We start from the raw sequence: 20,126 nt of genomic DNA on the forward strand, positions 1-20,126 counted from the left end.
CTTACTGCCAATTCCTTGTTAAGGTAGCCGCATCAATTCTTGATACATATTTTCTTTATCAAGAGCACCTGTCACTTTATTTCTTATAACTCCAGTTGAATCAATAAAATAACTTGTTGGATATGCTAAAATTTCATATTTAGCAGAGACTTCTCCCTTTTCGTCTAATAAAATAGGAAATGTCAGCTTTTGGTCCTCGACGAAGGCTGTTACGTCCTCAAGGCTATCTTCCGTGTTTGTCATGTTCAACGCAAGAACAACAAATCCATCATCCTTGTGTTCTTTATACAACTCCTCCATATGTGGCATTTCAGCCTTACAAGGTGGACACCAACTTGCCCAAAAGTTTAATAGAACCTTTTTTCCACGATAATCAGCTAGACTTACTTGGTTCCCGTTTAAATCCATTACTTGAATGTTTGGTGCCTGATTCTCCATTTTTATTCCTACCGGAAGACTATCAGCATCTTGAATGAGTTCGAATTTATTTCCGTCTACTTTGCTAATTAACCCCTTTTCTTTTAATAAAAACTTGTCAACGACAAACAGTAATAAGACAATCAACGTAATGATGATCATAAATTTTCTCATGGTAAATCCTCCACAATAAAAACCAACCCTAAGTTGAAGTTGGTTTCATCATACTATAACTATTTCAATTATTCTATCTCACTGCTCAATGATTTCTATAGCGATAGATCTTGGTCAGAATAGAAAGGAGCATGACCTTATCGAGATCGGTTACCTCATCACTAAATGTAAGTATGGGTGTATTCTCATCTTTAATATGCCTGTCCCAAATACGCGGCAGAAAACCTCGTCTCAGTCTAGCCAATATTTCTCCTTGAGAGTTGCATAGTTTGATGTCCGTAAAAAGGGAAGAGGATTGCAGGAATACTTCTTTTGTTGAATGATCTGTTTCTACCACATACCTTTTAAAAGGCTTCCTTTGAACCCTCCCGACACATTGACCATCCACATGATTCATGATTAAAATGTTCTTTCCTTTGAGAATAAATGTGAATAACTCTCCTCCATCAGATTTTGAAAAGGTATACGTTTTCGGGAAGAATTGATCTATAAAATAAGGAATAAACCATCTAAATTTGTATTGATAAACATCCTTTATTTCCACACTAAGTTGACCGTTTTTGTTAAATAGAAGCATCCTTAAAGATGGAGCAGGAAGAAACTGAACTGCCATTGAAGATCCAACAACAGACTCCTCTATCGTCTCATCAACTGTCTCATCCAAAACTTCCATTCTATGTTTATTAACTAGATAAATTTGATAAGCTATGAAACTGTACACCATAAAAGGCAAAGTTAATAGGAGAACACTATGATGTTGTTTCAGAGTAACTCCGATACATAATAAGAAAAATGGTGGGATAAGTGCAACAATACTAGCATGTAAACTCGTCATGGCTGCGTAGTGATAATAGTTATGGATTTTCATAAAACAGTCTCCTTAGAAAAAATTTCCCTAATACATTCTATGAAACTGTTTCTCTATTCATGATACTTCTTCTTATCCTTGCACCCTTACTTTTGTTCGTTGAACAACATTCTTTACTTTTTTCAAACAAGTTCCAATTAAAAAGAATAGTTTTTTTTCGACCTTTCCAGCTCCATACACGTAACGCTGATAAAAGAATTGAATAACCTCTTCAAGAAACAAGAGAGTAATAAAAGGTGCAAGCGCAAGTAAGACCCATACCGTCATTTAAATCTCCTCCCTGCTAAATGTGTTACAGTGTATTCAAAACAAAACCAATCTATGAAACTCCTATTTTAGGTATTCAATTTTAAAAGTGCATAATAGCCTCAATACTTGCAAGCCCATCCTCATAACCTTGTTGATATAAGTCTTCTAGTCTCGTCGTATTTCTCTCCAATCGGCCAACCTTAATTGGCTTTGTTGGTCGAATAACGATTATATTCCCCTTCTTTTCTTCCTGAATAATCTCATTTATTGTGTCATTATACATTTGATACCGACGCGTTAACGCTCGTTGTAGACCAGGATACTGAGGATACCTCTTTTTTACAAGAAAACTAAATCGGGAAGGTTTTTTTGTGTACCCTTCGTTTCTAGTTAATACTACTACATTCTTTTTATAACCATCACTCTTCGCCTTTTTTAAAGGAATCGAATCACTAATTCCCCCATCTAGTAAGTATCTACTTTTAAAAAAGATTTCTTGTGAAACAAACGGAAGAGAGCTCGACGCTTTCAATACGGTCAACATCTCTTGACCATAATCACTTTTTTTAAAATACAAAGGGTCACCCGTTTTACAGTCAGTTGTTCCAATGACAAATTCTGTTTGATTTTGATAAAAGGATTCAAAGTCAAAAGGTATTAGTCTTGATGGAATTTCATTGAAGATAAAATCCATTCCAAATAACTCCCGGTTTTTTATATAATTTTTCAAAGAGAGATAACGTGAATCCGATATATATTCTAGATTCACCCTTTTATTTCTCCCTTTCTGCTGTGATATATAAGAGGCAGCATTACACGCACCAGCAGATACTCCAATAACATAAGGAAAAGATAATCCGTTCTCTAAGAAGCTCTCTAACACACCTGCCGTATAAACTCCGCGCATTCCGCCGCCCTCTAGTACAAGACCGATTCCATCTAAAAACACATCATTACTTCCTTTCTGCACATCCTTCATTTACATATTATAACAAATTTTTATTTTCTTACATACAAAAAAGCCCAGAGTCTTCCAGGCTTTATGAGAAATATTATCGGATGAGACGGAAAATAAACGGAATTCGATACGAAGTACCCTCGTACGCTTTAATTGCCCCAATAATTGTAAAGATAAATCCAGCCAATCCAACTACCCAAATGGTTAGAAAACCAATTAAGACAATCATTAAAATAAGGCTAACAAACGTGTAGATGGAGTAAGAGATAAAAAAGTTCATGTACTCTTTTCCATGGTAATCAATGTATGATGACGAATCTTTTTTAATAAGCCAAATTAGCAAGGGACCGATAAATACGGTAAAAAAACTAATTACATAAATGGCAGCAGCCAAGGTTCTTTCCTCATTTGTTGGCATTTTATTCACTCCTTTTTATCCTATAGTATTATTTACGGTTGAAATTATGAAAGGTTTCAAATGATTATACAAATAATTCCGGCTAAGAGAGTTCTTGTTCTGGACATGCTGCCATACATTTATAGTAGTCAACTTATAGAGAGGTGAAGCAGCTGATGATGTCAAAATTAGAAGCATTTGTACTTGGGATTATTCAGGGTTTAACTGAATTCATTCCCATCTCTAGTACGGGTCACTTGTATTTAGGAAGGCATTTATTTGGACTTGATGAAGCAGGTATTTTCTTAGATACGATGCTACATATCGGTACGCTATTAGCCGTTTTAGTCATTTATAAAAATGAAATCATAACAATAATAAAGAACCCATTTGGAAAACTTTCGAAACTTGTTATCATTGGTACGATCCCAGCAGTTGTAGTTGGGCTCTTATTAAGTGATTTATTTGATTCCATTTCAAAGACAGGTATAACAATTGGCTGGGAATTTATTTTTACAGGAATGATTTTATGGATCGCAGAAGGTGTACGTCGCGGTGACAAAACGCTACATTCTATCACATACGGAGACGCTTTATTCATCGGAACTTTCCAAGCTGCAGCTATCTTCCCTGCTGTTTCACGTTCAGGGTTAACTATTGCAGCAGGACTGTTCCGAAAGCTTGATCGAGAAACTGCTGCCTACTTCTCATTTCTACTTTCTATTCCCGCGATTGCTGGTGGAGTGGTTTTACAATTTGGAGAATTAGCATCTGGACAGGTTGAGAATATCAGCTTTAGCAGTCTTCTTGTTGCAACCATTGCTTCAGCTTTATTTGGATATTTTGCCATTGTTTGGATGGTAAATTTTTTAAAGAAGCACTCATTACGATTTTTTGCTGTGTATGTTTGGATATTAGGACTATTAATCATCATACTACAGTTGACGGGAATTTTTTAATACACTCACCCTTTGGTGGGTTTTTTCCATTCTTTTAGTATGGGAGATTGAAGAATAAAAGATTATGAATGAAAGTTAGGTTGAAAAGATGAACAAAATACTCTTAAAGAATGCTCATATTTATCCCATTACCTCAAAACCCATTCATTGTGGCGATATTCTAATCCTAGATGGAAAAATAAATAAAATACATTCTAAAATTGCTTCAGACAGTACAACAAAAATCATTGATTGCAACGGTTATTTTTTACTACCTGGTTTTATTGATACACATACTCATTTAGGTCTTTACGATGAAGGGACAGGATGGGCGGGTAATGATGCGAACGAAACCATCGATCCAATGAGTCCTCATGTTCGTGCCATAGATGGTGTATATCCACTTGACCCAGCCTTTTCAGATGCTATCAAGCATGGAATCACCACTGCTCATGTTATGCCAGGAAGCGCAAACGTAATTGGCGGGACGACCTCTGTGATTAAGACATTTGGAAAAAACATTGAAAAGATGATTGCGCAAGAAACAGCCGGTCTAAAAATTGCATTAGGGGAAAATCCTAAAAGAATTCATAGTCAAGGAAATAACGATTCGATCACTAGAATGGGAATCATGGGAATGCTTCGTGAAAAGTTTAGAGAAGCTCAGTATTGTGACAATCCAGATTTATTACGAATTGCTCCGATTGTTATGGCATTAAAACGGGAAATACCTGTTCGTATACATGCTCATCGGGCAGACGATATCATTTCGGCGGTTCGATTTGCAGAGGAATTTAACCTTGACTTACGAATAGAGCATTGTACAGAAGGTCATCTTGTTGCAGATGAATTGCAAGGGATGGGTCTTAAGGTAAGCGTCGGTCCAACCTTAACGAGGCGTTCAAAAGTCGAACTAAAGAACAAAAGTTGGAAAACGTATCAGGAATTAACTGACCATGGAGTAGAAGTCTCCATTACAACGGATCATCCATATACCCCTATTCAATACTTAAATGTATGTGCAGCGATTGCTACTCGAGAAGGATTATCAGAGCAAAAGGCATTAGAAGGAATTACTATATTACCAGCGCGAAATTTACGCATCGATAATAAAATCGGAAGCATTGAAATTGGTAAAGAGGCCGACCTTGTTCTTTGGAGTCATCACCCATTCCATTTTTTATCAAAACCGAAATGGACAATGATAAAAGGCACTATTGTATATAGTCAAGCGTGATTTTTGTAGGATTTTGTCTGTCAAAAATTGACGATAAAAATAGATCAATTTCTATGCATTTTCCTATTCCATTCCGTAATAAATTTTAGTATGATACTTTAGTGAGTAAATAGTAATTTATTTTATTAGAATAAAATATAGGCAAGACTAGGGAAGGCAAATGGTGCGCCACCAGGTATCTGGTTCTAGTGGGTTCGATTCCCACCCCGAAATTTTTTAGCACTACAAAAAATTTCGAGGGTAGGATCGGAGACTCTATTTGTCATGGAGTCGGACTGTCCTCATATTGGAGGGATACACATGATCAAGAAGCGCGAGCTTCACGACTGCCATGCACTTTACGATTTAATGACGCATCCAGAAGTCTTTCCTTTTGTACGTCAAAAGACACGTTGTTATGACGAATACCTATTTATTACAAAACAAACAATAGAAGCAGAAGAACGTGGAGAAATGATCTCTCGTACGATCCTTGATGAATGGGGTTCTCCAATAGGAACAATTAATTTGTTTGATATTGAGGACAATGCAGGCTTTCTTGGCACTTGGCTAGGAAAACCATATCATGGAAAAGGATACAATAAGATTGCCAAAGAAGCTTTTTTTGAAGAGCTATTTTATGAGTTAGGCATAGAGACCATCTATATGCGTATAAGAAAGGTTAACGTCCGCTCGCAAAAAGCAGCAGAGAAATTACCTTATGTTGTTTATGCTAATGAAACGAGAAAAGCTTTGCTTGACCAATTAAATAAAGATGAAGATCTTTATAACTTATATGAAATACCAAAAGATTTATACACATTGCATGTTAAGCGTGAAAGTCAGCATCAATCACTACAACCATTACATCAAGAATCAACACATTTATTAGAAGCATAAACGAAATTTCATATAATAAGAAGAAACGCTCTTTCTTAAAGGAGCGTTTCTTTTATTGTGGTTGCTGAGGAACTTCCTCCTGATACAATTCATCCGTACCGATTAGCTCACTTAGCTCTTCATTCGTAAGTGTTTCAAAACGTCCATCCATGTATATTACCTGAGTTTGATTGGGATTAATACGATTTAAATTGAAATTCATGCAGATCGCTTCCTTTCAAAAGATATTGTCTTCATTTTTTACAAAAGAATTATATTTCATTCATCCCTATCAAACTGTTCATAAAATTTAAAAAATATTATGACATGTTCGTGACAGGTATATGTCAAAAATTTGTTCGGTAACAGAAGTAATTGTGTTATAATTTCAAACATTAACTGAATAGAAACTGAGGAAAAAACATAATGAATCAAACACACACAAAGAAAGAGAAAATCAAACAGCTTTTATACATTCTTTTACCCATTCTTGTTACCCAACTCGCTTTATTTTCAATGAATTTTTTTGATACCACCATGTCAGGTCACTACAGTCCGATTGATTTAGCTGGTGTCGCCATTGGTTCGAGTATTTGGACACCTGTGTTTACAGGCTTAAGTGGAATATTACTTGCAATCACCCCAGTTGTATCACAATTAATTGGAGCAAAGAAACGTAAGGACATACCCTATCAGGTCATTCAAGGAGTTTATCTATCCATTACTCTAGCAATCGTTGTTCTTATCATAGGTGCATTTACTTTAAACTATATTCTTCAGTCTATGAGTCTTGAACCAGCTGTTGAACAAATTGCGCATGATTACTTAGTAGCACTTAGTTTCGGGATTATCCCCCTCTTTGTCTATCAAGTATTGCGCTCCTTTATTGATGCACTTGGAAAAACTAGAGTCACCATGCTTATTTCACTTTCCTCCCTTCCAATTAACATTACCTTTAACTATCTACTTATATATGGGAAATATGGGTTTCCAGAGCTCGGAGGAGTAGGTGCAGGGTATGCCACAGCTATAACATATTGGATTGTTACTGGGATTGCGGTTTGGATTATACATTCTAAAGAGTCTTTCTCAACCTTCCATGTATTCAGTAAGGTGTATCCATTAGCACTAAAAGCTTGGAAGGAAATCCTTATAATTGGAATTCCGATTGGCTTAGCAATATTTTTTGAAACGAGTATTTTTGCTGCAGTTACCCTTTTGATGAGTACCTTTAATACCGTTACAATTGCTTCTCATCAAGCGGCTCTCAACTTTGCATCTTTTTTGTACATGATTCCTCTCAGTATTTCAATGGCGCTGACAATAGTTGTTGGGTTTGAAGTGGGGGCAAAAAGGTACCGTGATGCACAAGTCTATAGCTGGATTGGATTAACGATGGCTGTTAGTCTGGCTCTTGTATGCGGGATCATTTTAGCTTTACTGCGAACAGAAATAGCATCTATTTATACAAGTGATTATGAAGTTTTACAATTAACGGCACATTTCTTATTGTATGCATTATTTTTTCAGCTTTCAGATGCCATCCAAGCTCCTGTTCAAGGTGCCTTACGTGGCTACAAGGATGTAAACATCACATTTATTATGTCCCTTGTATCTTATTGGGTAGTTGGCCTTCCATTTGGTTACTACTTGGCTAATTACACCAATTGGGGAGCTTTTGGCTACTGGATTGGACTCATTTCAGGATTAGCCGTTGGCGCCATATGTTTATCAAGTCGTCTGATTTATCTACAAAGAAAAATATATAAAAAGGAGGCAAGCTCTAACTAACGTGCTTGCCTCTTTTCTTATGATTTATTATGAACTTTCCCGAGAACATCCACCCCTCCTGTTACAGGGATAATACTACCAGTTATAAAGCTCGACTGGTTATCAATTAGAAATGCAACAACCCTTGAGATATCTTCTCCCGTCCCTGGTCTACCAACTGGTGTACTTGTTAAAACTTGCGGTGTAGCCTCTAATATATTCATCTCTTTCCAAAGGCCTGTAATGTCCCCCGGACACACCATATTTGCTGTAATACCGTTTTCAGCCTCCTCAAGAGAAAGGGTTCTTGTTAAGCTCGCTAGACCCGTTTTTGCAGCAGCGAAAGCTGAACGATAAACCCAGCCTGGCGCTGTTTCAACCCGATCAAATCCAATGGTTATGACTCTTCCCCACTTCTTCTCTCTCATCTTAGGAATTAATTCTTTCGTTAAATAAAATACCGCGTTCAAGTTACCATTAATTAAATAATTCCATTCATCAAACGAGTAATCCGTTAGTCTTTTCCTTTCATGAATATAAGGCCCTGCGTTATGTATGAGTATGTCTATCGTAATATTTTTTTGTTTGATTTGTTCACAAATTTTTATACAATCCTCTTGACTCGAAACATCACCCTGAATAAGTTCCATTCTGATTCCATATTTGGCGATTAATCCTTCTGCAAGGGTTATCGCTTCATTTTCACTGCTTCGATAGTTAACAACGAGATTTATTCCACTTTGAGCAAGCTCCTCCGCGATTTTCTTCCCAATACCCGTCGCTCCCCCTGTAATCAAAGCTGTTTTTAAATTCAAATCAATAACCTCACAATAAATAAATTTTGTATTCTCTAATAAATATACTAAAAAGAAGTTCGCTTGAATGCAAATATAAAGTGTCTGAATCGAATTTAACCATACCTAAGTTACTGCATAAGATGTAGTGGAGATTTTTTAAATTAGGGGTGGTACAAATGTTTCCATGGAATATGTTCCCTTTCGGAAAAGATATGAAGGGTAGTTTTCAAGGAATGAAACCTCAGGATATCGAGAAATACGTTCAGGAGACCATGAGCAAAGTGTTTAGCCAAGGAATGAATGGAGCCGGATTTTCACCTGATTTTGCTACAACTTCACACAGCAACCAGAATCCGACCTCTTTAAAAAAGGACACATATTCTGCTCATATCTTTGAAACACATGACTTCGTTTTTGCTATGATTCCCATTAAGAATGAAGACTGTCTTAGGAATATTAAAGTCTGTCATACTTCAAACCAGCTTATCATTGAAAATTTTCCAAATGAATCGGAAAAACAAGTTTACACCTTACCAGCAACAGTCAAGAAAAAAGGGGGAGTAGCAACTTACAAAGATGACGTTCTTGAAGTGAAAATTCCAAAAAGCACAGATTTTCAGTACTCAGAAATTGATGTGAAAGAAATTTTTTAAAGGGTGACCATGTGATGTTTTTTAATGATAACTGTAACCTAGAATCTTCCTGGAGAAAAGAAGTGGAGTCCACAATGAAGTGGACGATGGAGCTCCAGCAAAAAAACTTTCCTCGCTGTGATTTATATGAAGTTGATGAGGGCTTTATTCTAGAAGCAGAAATACCTGGCATAAAAATAAGTGATATACATGTTAGATTAGAGAAAGATGTTTGCATACTAACCGGTACATGTCGAACGATGAAAGATGGCATGCGGTACCACTTGAAAGAAAGACCACATCTTAGATTTGAAAAAAAAATAACGCTTCCTTCTCATATAAACAAAGAAGGAATACGTTATTCTCTTACAGATGGGATATTAACCATTAAACTACCAGTAGAAAACGAAGAGGTCGTCTTATTTATTCAAAGAGAGGATTAATGACCACTATGGTCCTCTTCTTCATCCATCATTGAGGAAGATGAATCCTCTTCTTTTTCACTGGCTGTACCCACAACGAACTCTTTTTTAGGCATATTGTGCATGCTTCTTGCCGTAACATGGGCGTATACATAATACGTTCCATCCGTATCAAACGTTCTTTCTAGGGAGTATACTCCGTTAGCATTATGCTGTACTTCAACTTTTTCATGATTTTCGTCATTTGCACGCCATATTTCAAAGGCAACTTCATCCGCATCTGTAACCTCTTCTTCACCGTAGGTTACTTTTGCTTCAAATAATACCTTCTGTCCTTTTTCGGCATGTTCAGGAGTAATCGTCAACTGTACATCTAAAAACTGAGGAATCTCATCCTCTTCTTGAACACAAGCCGTTAGGCTCAAAATTAACAATGTGAACATAAAAAAAATTAATCCTTTTTTCATTTTCTATTACTCCTTTCAGATTTTTCAACTCATTTTTTATATCACGGGAAGTATGATGGAGATACACGTTCCTTTTCCAAGGTTACTCTTGATTTCAAGCTCGCCTCCATGTAGTTTAATTAATTTGTTAGATATAGCCAACCCAAGGCCCGTGCCACCATCACTTCTAGTTCGGGCTTTGTTCACACGGAAAAATCTCTGAGTGACTCTTTGAATATCTTCCCTAGGAATACCAATACCCGTATCCTTTATGGAGAGTATACAACCTTTTTCATGTTTTGATAACAGAACGGTGATACGACCTCGCTCCGTATAATTAATTGCATTATCTACTATATTCTGAATTACCTGCTCAATTCTCCCCTCATCAGCATTTACGATAATATCAGGATCTAATTCTGTGTTTAGAAGCAATCCCTTCTGTTGCAAAGACGGACGGTATTTTTCCAAACAATCCTCAACAAGCTGTGCTAATGGTAGCGGACACATTTCTAAACGAAAATCTTCTGCGTCCAATCTCGATAAATCTAGTAAATCTCCAACAAGTCTTTCCATTCGTTTTGCTTCTCTATGTATTAATGCTAAATAACGCTCTTGATCTTGGGACGTCTTAGCTAGACCAGCTTTTAATGCCTCACTGTACCCCTTCACATAACTAATTGGGGTACGTAACTCATGAGATACATCTTCTAAAAATTCTTTTTTTCTTTCATCTTCTTTTTGTATAGATACCGACATGAGGTTAAAAGCGGTTCCTAATTGACCGATTTCATCTTTAGAAAAGACGGGTACTCTTGCCGAATAATCCCCAGCTGTTACTTTTTCAGCAGCCTGTTTCATTATTTCCAAGGGTTTAGTCATTTTCTTTACAAAAATGGTCCCTACGTAAACAGCCAGAATGACAAAAAGTACCCCGACCACCAGACCAATTAATGAAAAATCGTTTGTAAGCTCTGAGATTTTTGCTAAAGGTACATATAAATAAATGATCCCCTCAAGTCGATTCGAATCAATTAAAGGGACAATTACAGCCATCACGTCTCGATCAAAACGTTCTTCATATCCCATTTTTTCGACTGATTGACCATTAAGTAACTGATCTCTTTCTTCCGGACCAATAATTGAATCATAATCGATTTCAAAAGGTAAGCAAGCGCTTAACTCTCTTGGGTTACTAACTATAAAAACCTCTGATTCGTTCTTTGTATTGTACCACTCTACTTTTTCAATTAATTCACTCGATAAAGGTCCACCTTCGTATTCAGTAGAGAGCTTTGTTCCTTCTTCCAATAACCCTCTTCTTACATTTTCAACGTATATTTTTTCATAGAAATAATGGGATAATAAAAACGAAAAACCAATGGTTATTATAATCGTTGTTGTAACAAACACCCAAAGTTTCTTTGAAAGGGTATTAGGAAGAAATTCCATTAGCAGGCACCTCAAACTTATAACCAATTCCCCAGACCGTTTCTATATAATCAGCCTTTCCAAGCTTCATACGTAAAGTTTTTATATGTGTATCAACCGTACGAAGACTTCCGTTATAACCTAAGCCCCAAACATGTTCAAGAAGTTGTTCTCTACTCAGTGCTTGACCTTGGTGCTCGATAAAGAAAAGTAGTACTTCATATTCCTTTAATGTCAGAACAATATGTTTATGTTGGATCATTACCTTTCGAGCATTCTTATCAATAAAAATAATACCTGCCTTAACCATTTCATTATCATTTTTAAATGTATGACTTCTTCTAAGGACCGCTTGAATTCTAGCAACAAGTTCTCCAGGACTAAACGGTTTCACAATATAATCGTCTGCCCCAGTTTTGAGTCCCTTCACTTTATCCCATTCTTCTCCTTTTGCCGATAGGAAAATAATAGGCGTGTTTGATACAAGGCGAAGGTTTTCACAAACAACAAACCCATCATCCCCTGGCATCATAATGTCCAGTAAAATAATGTCAAAACGATTCGTAGAAACGTATTTATACGTCTCCTCACCATTTGCTGCAAGTGAACAAATCATACCTTCATTCTCAAGATACATCTTCAGTAACTGTCTCATATCCTCCTCATCATCCACGATGAGTACTTGAATTTGCTTTTCCATTAGTCAATCTCCCTAATGATTATTTGAAAGGGTCCTTTGCCGACCTTGACTGTCTTTCCTATGCTTAAATCTTTTTTCGTAACGAAATGAATATCATTACTATCGTAGCCCGCAACAATTAGCTGATCTTTATAATCTGTCATTTCAAAAGGATTCGCTCCCACAGTAATCTTCTCTTGAATTACTCCTTCATCTGATATTTTATAAAGACTATTTGAACCATGGCTTAAAGCAAATGTGCCGTCATTATTATGTAATAAGTTAATGGGCATAATAGGAGCTGAAATTTTCCGTTTTAACTCACCTGACTCACTATCATAAACATGGATATAACTTTCGATCTCAGAGCCTAGTCCATGGCCACCAATCCATATTTCATTCTTATCTTCCTGAATAATCGCTCCAGTTGCCGCTGAATGAATCGAAAATTGACTCGTTATTTCTTTGCTTTCGAGATCAACTTTGGTTAGTTTTTTTGAATTATAGCTTACTACAAATAATTGAGAGTGATTAGGTATTAACGCTAGTGGATTTCCGGTCTTTACCACTTCTTTGATTTCCTTCCCATCGAAAAGAAAGAATCTTACTGACTGCCTTTCTTGATCAGAGAAGGCAATTTCCTCACTTCCGGGCAGCAAAACCCCTTCGACGATTCCTTTACCTGTTTCCCAGCTTGTAACACGTTTTCCTGTTCGTAAAGAGTAAATATCAACTGTTTCGACCTGCTTTCCGTACAAAAGAAGTGAATCATTATCTGGTAATAAAACACCCCCGGTATAGGGCTTATTCATTGTCCATGTTTCGATTACTTTTGCTTCTTCAAGATCAACAAAAGAAAGCGACATATCTTTTATGTTGACTGTAATTGCTAGCGATTTATTGTCTGGAATGATTGGTTGATCGTTCGAACACCCCGAAACGATCCAGAGAAGTGCCCAAATAGTAGTTAGCCATACATGTTTTACCTTCATTTTCATAATACTCCTCATACAGTTCGAATACCGCATATTATACGACTTGCGTGTGAAATAAGTGTGAAATACAAAAATATATTAAAATGTTTTATTTGTTGGTCAATCTTTAGTAAAGTAAGAACATGATTATAAACGCAATGGAGTGATGATCTTGGCTGAAACTCATGTTTTTACAAAAGGAGAAGAAATCGCAAATTCAATTACTCATGGAATTGGAGCCCTACTTAGCATCACTGCTCTCGTTCTTCTTATTGTCTTTTCATCTCTTTACGGAAACGTATGGCATATTGTTAGCTTTACATTATATGGCTCAACAATGGTCCTTTTATATATTTCTTCAACATTGGTTCATAGTTTTCCACAAGGAAGGGTAAAGGATTTATTTGAAATCTTCGACCACTCATCCATCTATTTTTTTATCGCTGGGACCTATACTCCATTTTTATTTTTACTAGTCAAAGGTGCACTAGGCTGGACTTTGTTTGGAATTGTTTGGGGATTAGCGATTGGAGGAACTGTATTTAAAACCTTTTATGTGAAGAAATTTCTATTCATCTCCACTGCTTTATATGTAGTGATGGGTTGGTTAATCGTTTTTGCCTATAAGCCGATCTCTTCAGGCTTGGAGCCAACTGGGTGGTATTTACTCGTTATCGGTGGATTGTTATATACCTTTGGTTCCATTTTTTATGTATGGAGAGGATTTAAATTCCACCACGCCATTTGGCATCTGTTTGTTATTGCTGGGACCATTCTTCATTTCTTTTCAGTCCTTACCTTACTTCCGTAACAAAAGAAGCTACAGCTTCCTTGTTACGGACAATATCTTCTCCATTTCTTCCAAATGGATGACAAGAAGTGAAAGTTTCATGTCAGATTCGATGTCAGATTCAATCACCCTTTTTGTTGCTAAATAATATTTTTCATGGGGCTGTTTTCGAACGCGAGGATGGGAAAACTCATCCTTAAGTTCGCGTGATATCGCCTCTCTAAGAACGTCCTCATCATCTCCCTCATTAAGTAGACGATTATTCCATAGAGATCGATATGCTTCTATCACTTTCTTCATTTAAATTACAACCCTTCTATTTGTTAGTATTCAAATACATATTCCATAAAAAAAAGGAAAGAATATACATCATAAAAGAAGCGGAAGGAGAATCACAAATGGCTGAGCCTTATCGTTGTCCAAATTGCAAAACGAATCGAAGTCGTTTTAATCTTATTAAGCAACAACCACAATCAGTAAAGTTAGATCCTCAAACCGGTGACGTGATGGAGGAGTACTCACAAGAGCAGCTTTCTCCATTTCATATGGCTTACAAAGGTCCTTCTTATAAAGTTCAATGTGCAGCTTGTGGACTCATTGAAGACGAAAGAACTTTTGTTAAATTTGGCGAAAACCAAAACAATTAAAGCTTGGGCGTTTGTTCAAGCTTTCATATCCCCCACACTAGACTTGCTTTTTTTCCAACTCTTCAAGCTTGCTTGAAATTTCATCCCACAGAATGTTTTCCCCAATAAATACTAGATTTAACGGCATATTCATTTCTTCTTTTATGTAAATCGGCATTCCATACGAAAACTGAAATAAATAGGGAAATGACGTAGATGAAAATTTCACATAACCCTTGATTCGATAAATCGTATCGGGCAATGCTTGTAGGAAGTTCTCAAACGCATCCAAATCAACTGCCTTTGAAAATGAGTAAACAAAAGTACTTAATTTCAAATCATTTTCAACATGACTTTTATTCAAATGTGGCTTTTTCTCATAGGAAAGAGATTGGATTTGCTTTATTGAAACATTAGAGTATGTAGTTAAAATGACAATTGCCTTTTCATTAAGTGATTGAATGCCGGTCGTAATGAGTATTTTTTCACCTTCACTTAATTCATCACTTTTATTAATGACAATTAAATCCGCATGTCTAATTTGTTCTGAAATCAACTGCTGAATTTGAGGAGAGTAGGTTCGGCGTTCTAACCAAAGTCTACCGTCAACAACGGTAAGAATTCCTTTCACATGCAGCTGGGTAGCAAATAGTGGGGACAGCACAGCATCTAAAGTTTCGACTGGATGAGCTGCTCCTGTTGTTTCGATGTATATACAATCTGGTTGATGAGTAATTAATAACTCTTGAAGTTGAGCTTCAAGTTTATCTTGAATCGTACAACAAATGCACCCACCTAGTAACTCTTTTAGTGGTACATCGTCATTAACTTCGTCGGAATCAATGGATACTTTTCCAAGTTCATTCATCAATACGGCAACCTTTCTGCCGCTCTCCTTCTCCGCTTTTAAAAGTTTCTTTAGTAAAGTCGTCTTACCGCTTCCTAAAAACCCCGATAATATATAAACTTCCGTTTGTTTCATCGCCTAGTTTCCCCCATTACCATAATTACATTTTACAGGAAATAGAGAAGATGTATGAACAACTTCCCTATTCACTTACCTCTTTTGATAAGAATTCAGAAATTGCGTCCTTATTTCTCTGCATATCCATATTTAATACTTCTCCTGCATGCTTAGTATATTTATTTGTGTAGCTATTTTCAACTGGTACTTGTAAGGTTTCAACATTTGAAACAGGATTTAGAATAAAAGTGGCTCCAAGTGTCAAGTAATCCTTAAGAGCAATGTCGGTGTCCACATGGTTAGCAACCTCTGTTAAAATATCTGGCAATTTTACAATTCCCTCAAATGATCCAAGTGTTTCAACCGCTTCATCCTTTAACGAGATAATGACCTCCTGCTGCCTCGCAACTCTTCCAAAATCACTCCTTGCATCATGCCTGAATCTTACATAATCCAAAAGCTGTTGGCCTTTAAGTACATGTATTCCCGGTTCACCTGAAATACGTAAATCCTTCATCATGGGTTTTGATACATCTACTTTTATCCCTTTTGGAGCAAGTATATCAACCACATTAATAAACCCTTGAAAATCAATCAGTGCTACATGATCTATTTTTACGTTGAAATTTTTTTCAACCGTTTCCTTTAATAACTTGTCCCCACCATAAAAATATGCGTGATTCAACTTACTTTTATTATATCCTGGTATTGTTACATAACTATCTCGCATTAAGGAAATCAGCTTTACCTGTTTGTTTAATGGCTCGTATTTTGTGAGCATAATGGTGTCTGATCTTGAGGATGCTCCCCCTCTACTATCAACTCCTAGTAATAAGACATTAATGTCCTTTTTATATGATTGAAATGGACGGAAACGTTCCACTGGGATCTCTTCACTTGTTTTTTCAACAGTTTTATTATAAATTTTGGGTTGATTATTCTCACCGTTCTCTTTCGAGGAGTAATAACCACAGCCTGCTAATAAAATAACCAGGAACACGGCCATCATATGTTTCATTGTTTTCACCTCGTCTGGAACTAAATTCTCTTATCAACTTAGAGATTAGTGTTTGTCGTTTTGTCCATTTTTACATAAAAAAAGCTCTCCCGAATAATGGGAAAGCTCTAACTAATTACTTTACTTCTTGTTGAAGAAGTTCTACTGCTTTTTGAAGCTGTGGGTCATTTTCTTTAATAAGATCTCTTAATTTCTCCATTAATAAAATGGTTGACTCCCCTTTTAGAATACCCGTTTGTTCAATATTTTGCTGTTTCTGGAATTCAATAACAGCTTTTTGAGTGGCTTCATCAAAGTATCCATCTTCTCGACCTGAGTCAATACCAAGAGCCTTTAACATTTGCTGGGCAGCCTTTACCTGAGTGGAAGCAACCGAAAGTTTTAACTCCTGCTCTGGATCTACATAAGCTATATTTGCGTATTCTGGCATTGCTACTTCAAAATCAGGAACAATTCCTTTTTCATGAATCCAATTTCCTTCTGGGGTTAACCATTTTTCTGTCGTATACTTCATATTCGAACCATCAGAAAAATCTTGAGCTCTTTGTACCGTCCCTTTACCAAAGGATTTCTCTCCAACCAATGGGACATCTGCTGATTCACTCACCGCTCCTGCCAGTATTTCCGAAGCGGAAGCACTTCCTTTATCAATAATCACAACTAATGGGATATCTGGGTTTTCCTTTTGCTCTGATTTAACCTCTTCAATATTCCCATCCCGGTCCTCAACCTTAAACAGCACTTTTCCTTCTGGGACAAACAAGCTCGAAATAGCAACCGCTTGGTTTAAAAGCCCCCCTGGATTTTGCCTTAAATCTAGAATTAGACCTTTCATTCCTTTAGATTGCAGATCATTTAAGATCGTAATTAACTCCGTTGAGGTATTCTCGGAAAAAGTCGTAATTTGAACTTTCGCAATCGTATCAGTTACCATCTCACCATAGACTGTTTCAATCGGAATTGTATCTCTTACAATTGAAAAGTTTAGAGGTTCTGACACACCAGGGCGTTGTACGACTAGCTTAACAGTTGTCCCTTTTTCTCCACGAATGAGTAATACTGCCTCTGTGGATCCCATTCCTTGAATGTTTTTTCCATCTACAGATACTACTTTATCGTTCGGCTTTAAACCAGCCTTTTCAGCAGGTGATCCCTTTAAAGGAGACACGATGATAATATAGCCATCCTTCTCCTGAATTTCAGCCCCTATCCCTTCAAATGAAGAAGATATACTCTCATGGAAGCTTGAAGCTTCTTCTTCATTCATATAGTCAGAATAAGGATCATCTAGTGATTGGAGCATTCCATCAATTGCCCCATTTACTAATTTTTTTTCATCGACTTCTTTAAAGTAATTATCTTGGATTGTATCAAAAGCATTGTATAGCTTCTCAAATTCTTTTCTCTCCGTGCCAGCGGTTACTACCTTTTCATCCCCAAATGCAAGAGCAAATGTAGTAATACCAGCTGCTAAAAATACCACTAAAAACAACAACATAACGAAATGAAATTTCTTTATTTGTATATAGGCTGATTTACCAGAACCTGATTGTTGTTCTTCAGGTCGTTGTTCATTTTCCAAATGCTTCACCACTTTCATTCCATAGGCTTGTTCTTACTGTTTAGAATAACATCTTTGCATTTGTTTTAACAAAGATTTTACTATATTAAAGTTGTTTATTATATTTTTTCAACGATATCAAAGTACTCTTCAAGCGTAATATTTTTTTCGAAGATGGTTTGTGCAGCGTCGACACCTACATACCGAAAATGCCAAGGCTCGTATTGATATCCTGTAATGGTTTCTTTTCCCTTTGGATATCGCAGAATAAACCCGTACTTATGTGCATTTGCTGCCAACCATTTCCCTTCATTTGTCTCACCGAAACTCTCAGTTAAACTTAAATTTGCACTTTTTGCTGATATATCCATAGCAAGTCCACTTTGGTGCTCACTATTTCCGGGTACGGCAACCACTTGCATTGCCTTTTCTTCTCCACTCTTCTTTACTTCTGCATCAAATATTATTCGTTGTCTTTCGTATGACCGATATCCAGATACAGCATATAGTTCGATTCCACTTGTTTTGGCTTCGGCAAACATATTCTCTAGTGCAACTGCCGCCTCTTGCCTCATTAAGCTTTTTTCTATTGTTTGATCTCCGAAGGAAAATGAAACATTCGGCTTCACAAGATCAGTAGGATTATAACTCTCTGGCAAAGCAAACATTTTATTTACAAGAGCAAGTACATTCAGTGGGTTTTGAATCACTTGTTTTCCATCAACTTCTTTCACATCGTTAAAAAAAATGGCCTCTAGAGTTGGTCCTTCAGGTAGACTATCCTGATCTTGAGTAGAATCTCCTGCAGCACCTTCAGTTGAATCATTTTGACCGTTATTTTCCTGGTCAACGATAGGTTCGTTATCCTTCTGTTCGTCCGTCTGTGTTGTTTCTTCCTTCTGATTGTTATTTAAGTATGGGATTTTACTAAAATCGCACCCGGACAATAAGAGGGTAATCCCTGCAATCGATAATAAATATTTACGCATTATTTCCACCTATCTTCATTTTCTAATACAATATTTCTATTTTATCATCAATAAAAAAATGCAGCATCCTTTTTGAATAAAAGAGAATAGAAAAAGCAGCTTCTAATTTTAGAAGCTGCTTCATTATTTATTGAATGGCTGCATCCAATGCAACAACAATCATGTCATTAAAAGTGGTTTGTCTTTCTTCCGCTGTCGTTTCTTCCCCAGTAAGAATATGATCGCTTACCGTTAGAACAGATAAAGCATTACGATCAAATTTGGAAGCTAATGTATATAGAGCAGCTGTTTCCATTTCAATCGCTAAAATTTGGTATTTCGCCCATTTTTCAAGTTCGCTATTATCGTTATAGAACATGTCCGCAGTAAAAACGTTTCCAACCTTTAAGTTCAAACCTTTCTCAACACCTACATCGTATGCACGCTTTAATAAATCAAAGTTCGCAGTAGGAGCATAGTCTACGCCACCAAAAGTTAGTCGATTCATTTGGGAATCTGTTGAAGCACTCATTGCTAAGATTACGTCTCTTACTTTAACATCCTTTTGAATTGCCCCACATGTACCCACTCGAATGAGGTTTTGAACATTATAACTATTCATTAATTCGTTTATGTAAATAGAGATTGATGGAACACCCATACCTGTTCCTTGTACAGATACTCGTTTCCCTTTATATGTTCCTGTAAATCCTAACATTCCTCTAACTTCATTATAACAAGTAGCACCTTCTAAAAAGGTTTCTGCGATATATTTTGCTCGTAAAGGATCTCCTGGAAGAAGAACTGTTTCCGCTATTTCGTTATCTTTTGCGCCGATATGTACACTCATCTGGTTTTCACTCCCGTTTTAGTTTACAGATATAATATTCACCAAATAAAACTATACCATATTTACTCTAAAAATAAAAAACTGCGGAGGATGTCTCCACAG

Annotated in this window: 25 protein-coding genes; 8 read left to right on the plus strand and 17 right to left on the minus strand. The window is 36.5% G+C overall.

Features of this window, described 5'->3' with window-relative positions; genetic code table 11:
- Nucleotides 1-18 precede the first annotated feature (18 nt).
- The 5 genes from MKX65_RS14740 to MKX65_RS14760 all read right to left on the minus strand — a co-directional run bounded on the left by MKX65_RS14740 (nt 19) and on the right by MKX65_RS14760 (nt 3,084).
- On the minus strand, nt 19-591 hold the full coding sequence (locus MKX65_RS14740; RefSeq protein ID WP_340904243.1) for a TlpA disulfide reductase family protein: 573 nt from the start codon (nt 589-591) through the stop codon (nt 19-21).
- An 85-nt stretch (nt 592-676) separates the two neighbouring features.
- Entirely contained in the window at nt 677-1,459 is a 783-nt protein-coding gene (locus MKX65_RS14745; protein WP_340904244.1) for a hypothetical protein, read from the minus strand.
- 72 nt (nt 1,460-1,531) lie between these two features.
- On the minus strand, nt 1,532-1,726 hold the full coding sequence (locus MKX65_RS14750; RefSeq protein ID WP_160549078.1) for a hypothetical protein: 195 nt from the start codon (nt 1,724-1,726) through the stop codon (nt 1,532-1,534).
- Between the two features lie 82 nt (nt 1,727-1,808).
- Nucleotides 1,809-2,678, minus strand: coding sequence for a patatin-like phospholipase family protein (locus MKX65_RS14755; RefSeq protein ID WP_340904250.1), 870 nt, complete (start codon nt 2,676-2,678; stop codon nt 1,809-1,811).
- Between the two features lie 82 nt (nt 2,679-2,760).
- A complete protein-coding gene (locus tag MKX65_RS14760; protein ID WP_160549076.1) occupies nt 2,761-3,084 on the minus strand; it encodes a DUF4870 domain-containing protein in 324 nt (107 codons plus the stop codon).
- Nucleotides 3,085-3,242: 158 nt separating this feature from the next.
- Between MKX65_RS14760 and MKX65_RS14765 the strand changes: the two genes are divergently transcribed.
- The 3 genes from MKX65_RS14765 to MKX65_RS14775 all read left to right on the plus strand — a co-directional run bounded on the left by MKX65_RS14765 (nt 3,243) and on the right by MKX65_RS14775 (nt 6,117).
- Nucleotides 3,243-4,022 (plus strand): undecaprenyl-diphosphate phosphatase, encoded by a 780-nt coding sequence (locus MKX65_RS14765; protein WP_340906267.1) that lies wholly within the window; start codon nt 3,243-3,245, stop codon nt 4,020-4,022.
- Nucleotides 4,023-4,110: 88 nt separating this feature from the next.
- The gene (locus MKX65_RS14770; RefSeq protein WP_340904253.1) at nt 4,111-5,238 is read left to right on the plus strand and encodes an amidohydrolase; all 1,128 of its coding nucleotides are present in this window, start codon (nt 4,111-4,113) and stop codon (nt 5,236-5,238) included.
- Nucleotides 5,239-5,538: 300 nt separating this feature from the next.
- Entirely contained in the window at nt 5,539-6,117 is a 579-nt protein-coding gene (locus tag MKX65_RS14775) for a GNAT family N-acetyltransferase (RefSeq protein WP_340904255.1), read from the plus strand.
- Between the two features lie 52 nt (nt 6,118-6,169).
- On the opposite strand, the gene MKX65_RS14780 is transcribed toward MKX65_RS14775, so the two are convergent.
- Entirely contained in the window at nt 6,170-6,319 is a 150-nt protein-coding gene (locus MKX65_RS14780; RefSeq protein WP_340904259.1) for a hypothetical protein, read from the minus strand.
- Between the two features lie 203 nt (nt 6,320-6,522).
- Between MKX65_RS14780 and MKX65_RS14785 the strand changes: the two genes are divergently transcribed.
- Nucleotides 6,523-7,887, plus strand: coding sequence for an MATE family efflux transporter (locus MKX65_RS14785; protein ID WP_340904261.1), 1,365 nt, complete (start codon nt 6,523-6,525; stop codon nt 7,885-7,887).
- A gap of 17 nt (nt 7,888-7,904) precedes the next feature.
- On the opposite strand, the gene MKX65_RS14790 is transcribed toward MKX65_RS14785, so the two are convergent.
- Nucleotides 7,905-8,681: an SDR family oxidoreductase gene (locus tag MKX65_RS14790; RefSeq protein ID WP_340904263.1), complete on the minus strand. Its 777-nt coding sequence runs from the start codon at nt 8,679-8,681 to the stop codon at nt 7,905-7,907.
- 158 nt (nt 8,682-8,839) lie between these two features.
- Between MKX65_RS14790 and MKX65_RS14795 the strand changes: the two genes are divergently transcribed.
- Both MKX65_RS14795 and MKX65_RS14800 read left to right on the plus strand, forming a co-directional pair.
- Nucleotides 8,840-9,316: an Hsp20/alpha crystallin family protein gene (locus MKX65_RS14795; protein WP_340904266.1), complete on the plus strand. Its 477-nt coding sequence runs from the start codon at nt 8,840-8,842 to the stop codon at nt 9,314-9,316.
- Between the two features lie 14 nt (nt 9,317-9,330).
- Nucleotides 9,331-9,738 carry an Hsp20/alpha crystallin family protein gene (locus tag MKX65_RS14800; protein WP_340904269.1) on the plus strand — a complete coding sequence of 136 codons (408 nt, stop codon included), beginning with the start codon at nt 9,331-9,333 and terminating at the stop codon, nt 9,736-9,738.
- On the opposite strand, the gene MKX65_RS14805 is transcribed toward MKX65_RS14800, so the two are convergent.
- Genes MKX65_RS14805 through MKX65_RS14820 form a run of 4 tightly spaced genes read right to left on the minus strand, consistent with a single transcriptional unit; the run spans nt 9,735 to nt 13,265 of the window.
- The gene (locus MKX65_RS14805; protein WP_340904271.1) at nt 9,735-10,184 is read right to left on the minus strand and encodes a FixH family protein; all 450 of its coding nucleotides are present in this window, start codon (nt 10,182-10,184) and stop codon (nt 9,735-9,737) included. The two genes, MKX65_RS14800 and MKX65_RS14805, sit on opposite strands and share 4 nt — an antisense overlap.
- A 36-nt stretch (nt 10,185-10,220) precedes the next feature.
- Nucleotides 10,221-11,615: a sensor histidine kinase gene (locus MKX65_RS14810; RefSeq protein WP_340904273.1), complete on the minus strand. Its 1,395-nt coding sequence runs from the start codon at nt 11,613-11,615 to the stop codon at nt 10,221-10,223.
- Complete coding sequence (locus tag MKX65_RS14815; protein WP_340904274.1) at nt 11,599-12,294, minus strand: response regulator transcription factor; 696 nt, start codon at nt 12,292-12,294, stop codon at nt 11,599-11,601. Before MKX65_RS14815 ends, MKX65_RS14810 begins: the two co-directional genes overlap by 17 nt.
- Complete coding sequence (locus MKX65_RS14820) at nt 12,294-13,265, minus strand: YncE family protein (RefSeq protein ID WP_340904275.1); 972 nt, start codon at nt 13,263-13,265, stop codon at nt 12,294-12,296. Before MKX65_RS14820 ends, MKX65_RS14815 begins: the two co-directional genes overlap by 1 nt.
- Nucleotides 13,266-13,419: 154 nt before the next feature.
- Between MKX65_RS14820 and trhA the strand changes: the two genes are divergently transcribed.
- Nucleotides 13,420-14,058 (plus strand): PAQR family membrane homeostasis protein TrhA, encoded by a 639-nt coding sequence (gene trhA / locus MKX65_RS14825; protein ID WP_160549065.1) that lies wholly within the window; start codon nt 13,420-13,422, stop codon nt 14,056-14,058.
- A 9-nt stretch (nt 14,059-14,067) separates the two neighbouring features.
- On the opposite strand, the gene MKX65_RS14830 is transcribed toward trhA, so the two are convergent.
- Entirely contained in the window at nt 14,068-14,337 is a 270-nt protein-coding gene (locus MKX65_RS14830; RefSeq protein ID WP_340904278.1) for a hypothetical protein, read from the minus strand.
- Between the two features lie 98 nt (nt 14,338-14,435).
- Here MKX65_RS14830 and MKX65_RS14835 point away from each other — a divergent pair, with 98 nt between their 5' ends.
- Entirely contained in the window at nt 14,436-14,684 is a 249-nt protein-coding gene (locus MKX65_RS14835) for a DNA alkylation repair protein (RefSeq protein ID WP_160549063.1), read from the plus strand.
- A 37-nt stretch (nt 14,685-14,721) separates the two neighbouring features.
- Here MKX65_RS14835 and MKX65_RS14840 read toward each other — a convergent pair whose 3' ends face one another.
- The 5 genes from MKX65_RS14840 to deoD all read right to left on the minus strand — a co-directional run bounded on the left by MKX65_RS14840 (nt 14,722) and on the right by deoD (nt 20,024).
- Nucleotides 14,722-15,645 carry a CobW family GTP-binding protein gene (locus MKX65_RS14840; RefSeq protein WP_160549062.1) on the minus strand — a complete coding sequence of 308 codons (924 nt, stop codon included), beginning with the start codon at nt 15,643-15,645 and terminating at the stop codon, nt 14,722-14,724.
- Nucleotides 15,646-15,712: 67 nt separating this feature from the next.
- Entirely contained in the window at nt 15,713-16,645 is a 933-nt protein-coding gene (locus tag MKX65_RS14845) for an LCP family protein (protein ID WP_340904284.1), read from the minus strand.
- A 115-nt stretch (nt 16,646-16,760) separates the two neighbouring features.
- Nucleotides 16,761-18,245 carry a lmo1851 family serine protease gene (locus MKX65_RS14850; protein ID WP_160549060.1) on the minus strand — a complete coding sequence of 495 codons (1,485 nt, stop codon included), beginning with the start codon at nt 18,243-18,245 and terminating at the stop codon, nt 16,761-16,763.
- An 80-nt stretch (nt 18,246-18,325) separates the two neighbouring features.
- A complete protein-coding gene (locus MKX65_RS14855; RefSeq protein ID WP_160549059.1) occupies nt 18,326-19,195 on the minus strand; it encodes a M15 family metallopeptidase in 870 nt (289 codons plus the stop codon).
- Between the two features lie 127 nt (nt 19,196-19,322).
- Complete coding sequence (deoD, locus tag MKX65_RS14860; RefSeq protein ID WP_340904289.1) at nt 19,323-20,024, minus strand: purine-nucleoside phosphorylase; 702 nt, start codon at nt 20,022-20,024, stop codon at nt 19,323-19,325.
- Between the last annotated feature and the right edge of the window lie 102 nt (nt 20,025-20,126).

This window comes from Robertmurraya sp. FSL R5-0851 (genome assembly GCF_038002965.1).
Taxonomy (GTDB): Bacteria; Bacillota; Bacilli; order Bacillales; family Cytobacillaceae; genus Robertmurraya_A; species Robertmurraya_A beringensis.

Bases quoted from the DNA above. Each gene is read 5' to 3' on its own strand.
- MKX65_RS14740 (WP_340904243.1), bottom strand. From the start codon at position 591: ATGAGAAAATTTATGATCATCATTACGTTGATTGTCTTATTACTGTTT.
- MKX65_RS14745 (WP_340904244.1), bottom strand. From the start codon at position 1,459: ATGAAAATCCATAACTATTATCACTACGCAGCCATGACGAGTTTACAT.
- MKX65_RS14750 (WP_160549078.1), bottom strand. From the start codon at position 1,726: ATGACGGTATGGGTCTTACTTGCGCTTGCACCTTTTATTACTCTCTTG.
- MKX65_RS14760 (WP_160549076.1), bottom strand. From the start codon at position 3,084: ATGCCAACAAATGAGGAAAGAACCTTGGCTGCTGCCATTTATGTAATT.
- MKX65_RS14765 (WP_340906267.1), top strand. From the start codon at position 3,243: ATGTCAAAATTAGAAGCATTTGTACTTGGGATTATTCAGGGTTTAACT.
- MKX65_RS14770 (WP_340904253.1), top strand. From the start codon at position 4,111: ATGAACAAAATACTCTTAAAGAATGCTCATATTTATCCCATTACCTCA.
- MKX65_RS14775 (WP_340904255.1), top strand. From the start codon at position 5,539: ATGATCAAGAAGCGCGAGCTTCACGACTGCCATGCACTTTACGATTTA.
- MKX65_RS14780 (WP_340904259.1), bottom strand. From the start codon at position 6,319: ATGAATTTCAATTTAAATCGTATTAATCCCAATCAAACTCAGGTAATA.
- MKX65_RS14785 (WP_340904261.1), top strand. From the start codon at position 6,523: ATGAATCAAACACACACAAAGAAAGAGAAAATCAAACAGCTTTTATAC.
- MKX65_RS14795 (WP_340904266.1), top strand. From the start codon at position 8,840: ATGTTTCCATGGAATATGTTCCCTTTCGGAAAAGATATGAAGGGTAGT.
- MKX65_RS14800 (WP_340904269.1), top strand. From the start codon at position 9,331: ATGTTTTTTAATGATAACTGTAACCTAGAATCTTCCTGGAGAAAAGAA.
- MKX65_RS14805 (WP_340904271.1), bottom strand. From the start codon at position 10,184: ATGAAAAAAGGATTAATTTTTTTTATGTTCACATTGTTAATTTTGAGC.
- MKX65_RS14810 (WP_340904273.1), bottom strand. From the start codon at position 11,615: ATGGAATTTCTTCCTAATACCCTTTCAAAGAAACTTTGGGTGTTTGTT.
- MKX65_RS14815 (WP_340904274.1), bottom strand. From the start codon at position 12,294: ATGGAAAAGCAAATTCAAGTACTCATCGTGGATGATGAGGAGGATATG.
- MKX65_RS14820 (WP_340904275.1), bottom strand. From the start codon at position 13,265: ATGAAGGTAAAACATGTATGGCTAACTACTATTTGGGCACTTCTCTGG.
- MKX65_RS14830 (WP_340904278.1), bottom strand. From the start codon at position 14,337: ATGAAGAAAGTGATAGAAGCATATCGATCTCTATGGAATAATCGTCTA.
- MKX65_RS14835 (WP_160549063.1), top strand. From the start codon at position 14,436: ATGGCTGAGCCTTATCGTTGTCCAAATTGCAAAACGAATCGAAGTCGT.
- MKX65_RS14840 (WP_160549062.1), bottom strand. From the start codon at position 15,645: ATGAAACAAACGGAAGTTTATATATTATCGGGGTTTTTAGGAAGCGGT.
- MKX65_RS14845 (WP_340904284.1), bottom strand. From the start codon at position 16,645: ATGAAACATATGATGGCCGTGTTCCTGGTTATTTTATTAGCAGGCTGT.
- MKX65_RS14850 (WP_160549060.1), bottom strand. From the start codon at position 18,245: ATGAAAGTGGTGAAGCATTTGGAAAATGAACAACGACCTGAAGAACAA.
- MKX65_RS14855 (WP_160549059.1), bottom strand. From the start codon at position 19,195: ATGCGTAAATATTTATTATCGATTGCAGGGATTACCCTCTTATTGTCC.
- deoD (WP_340904289.1), bottom strand. From the start codon at position 20,024: ATGAGTGTACATATCGGCGCAAAAGATAACGAAATAGCGGAAACAGTT.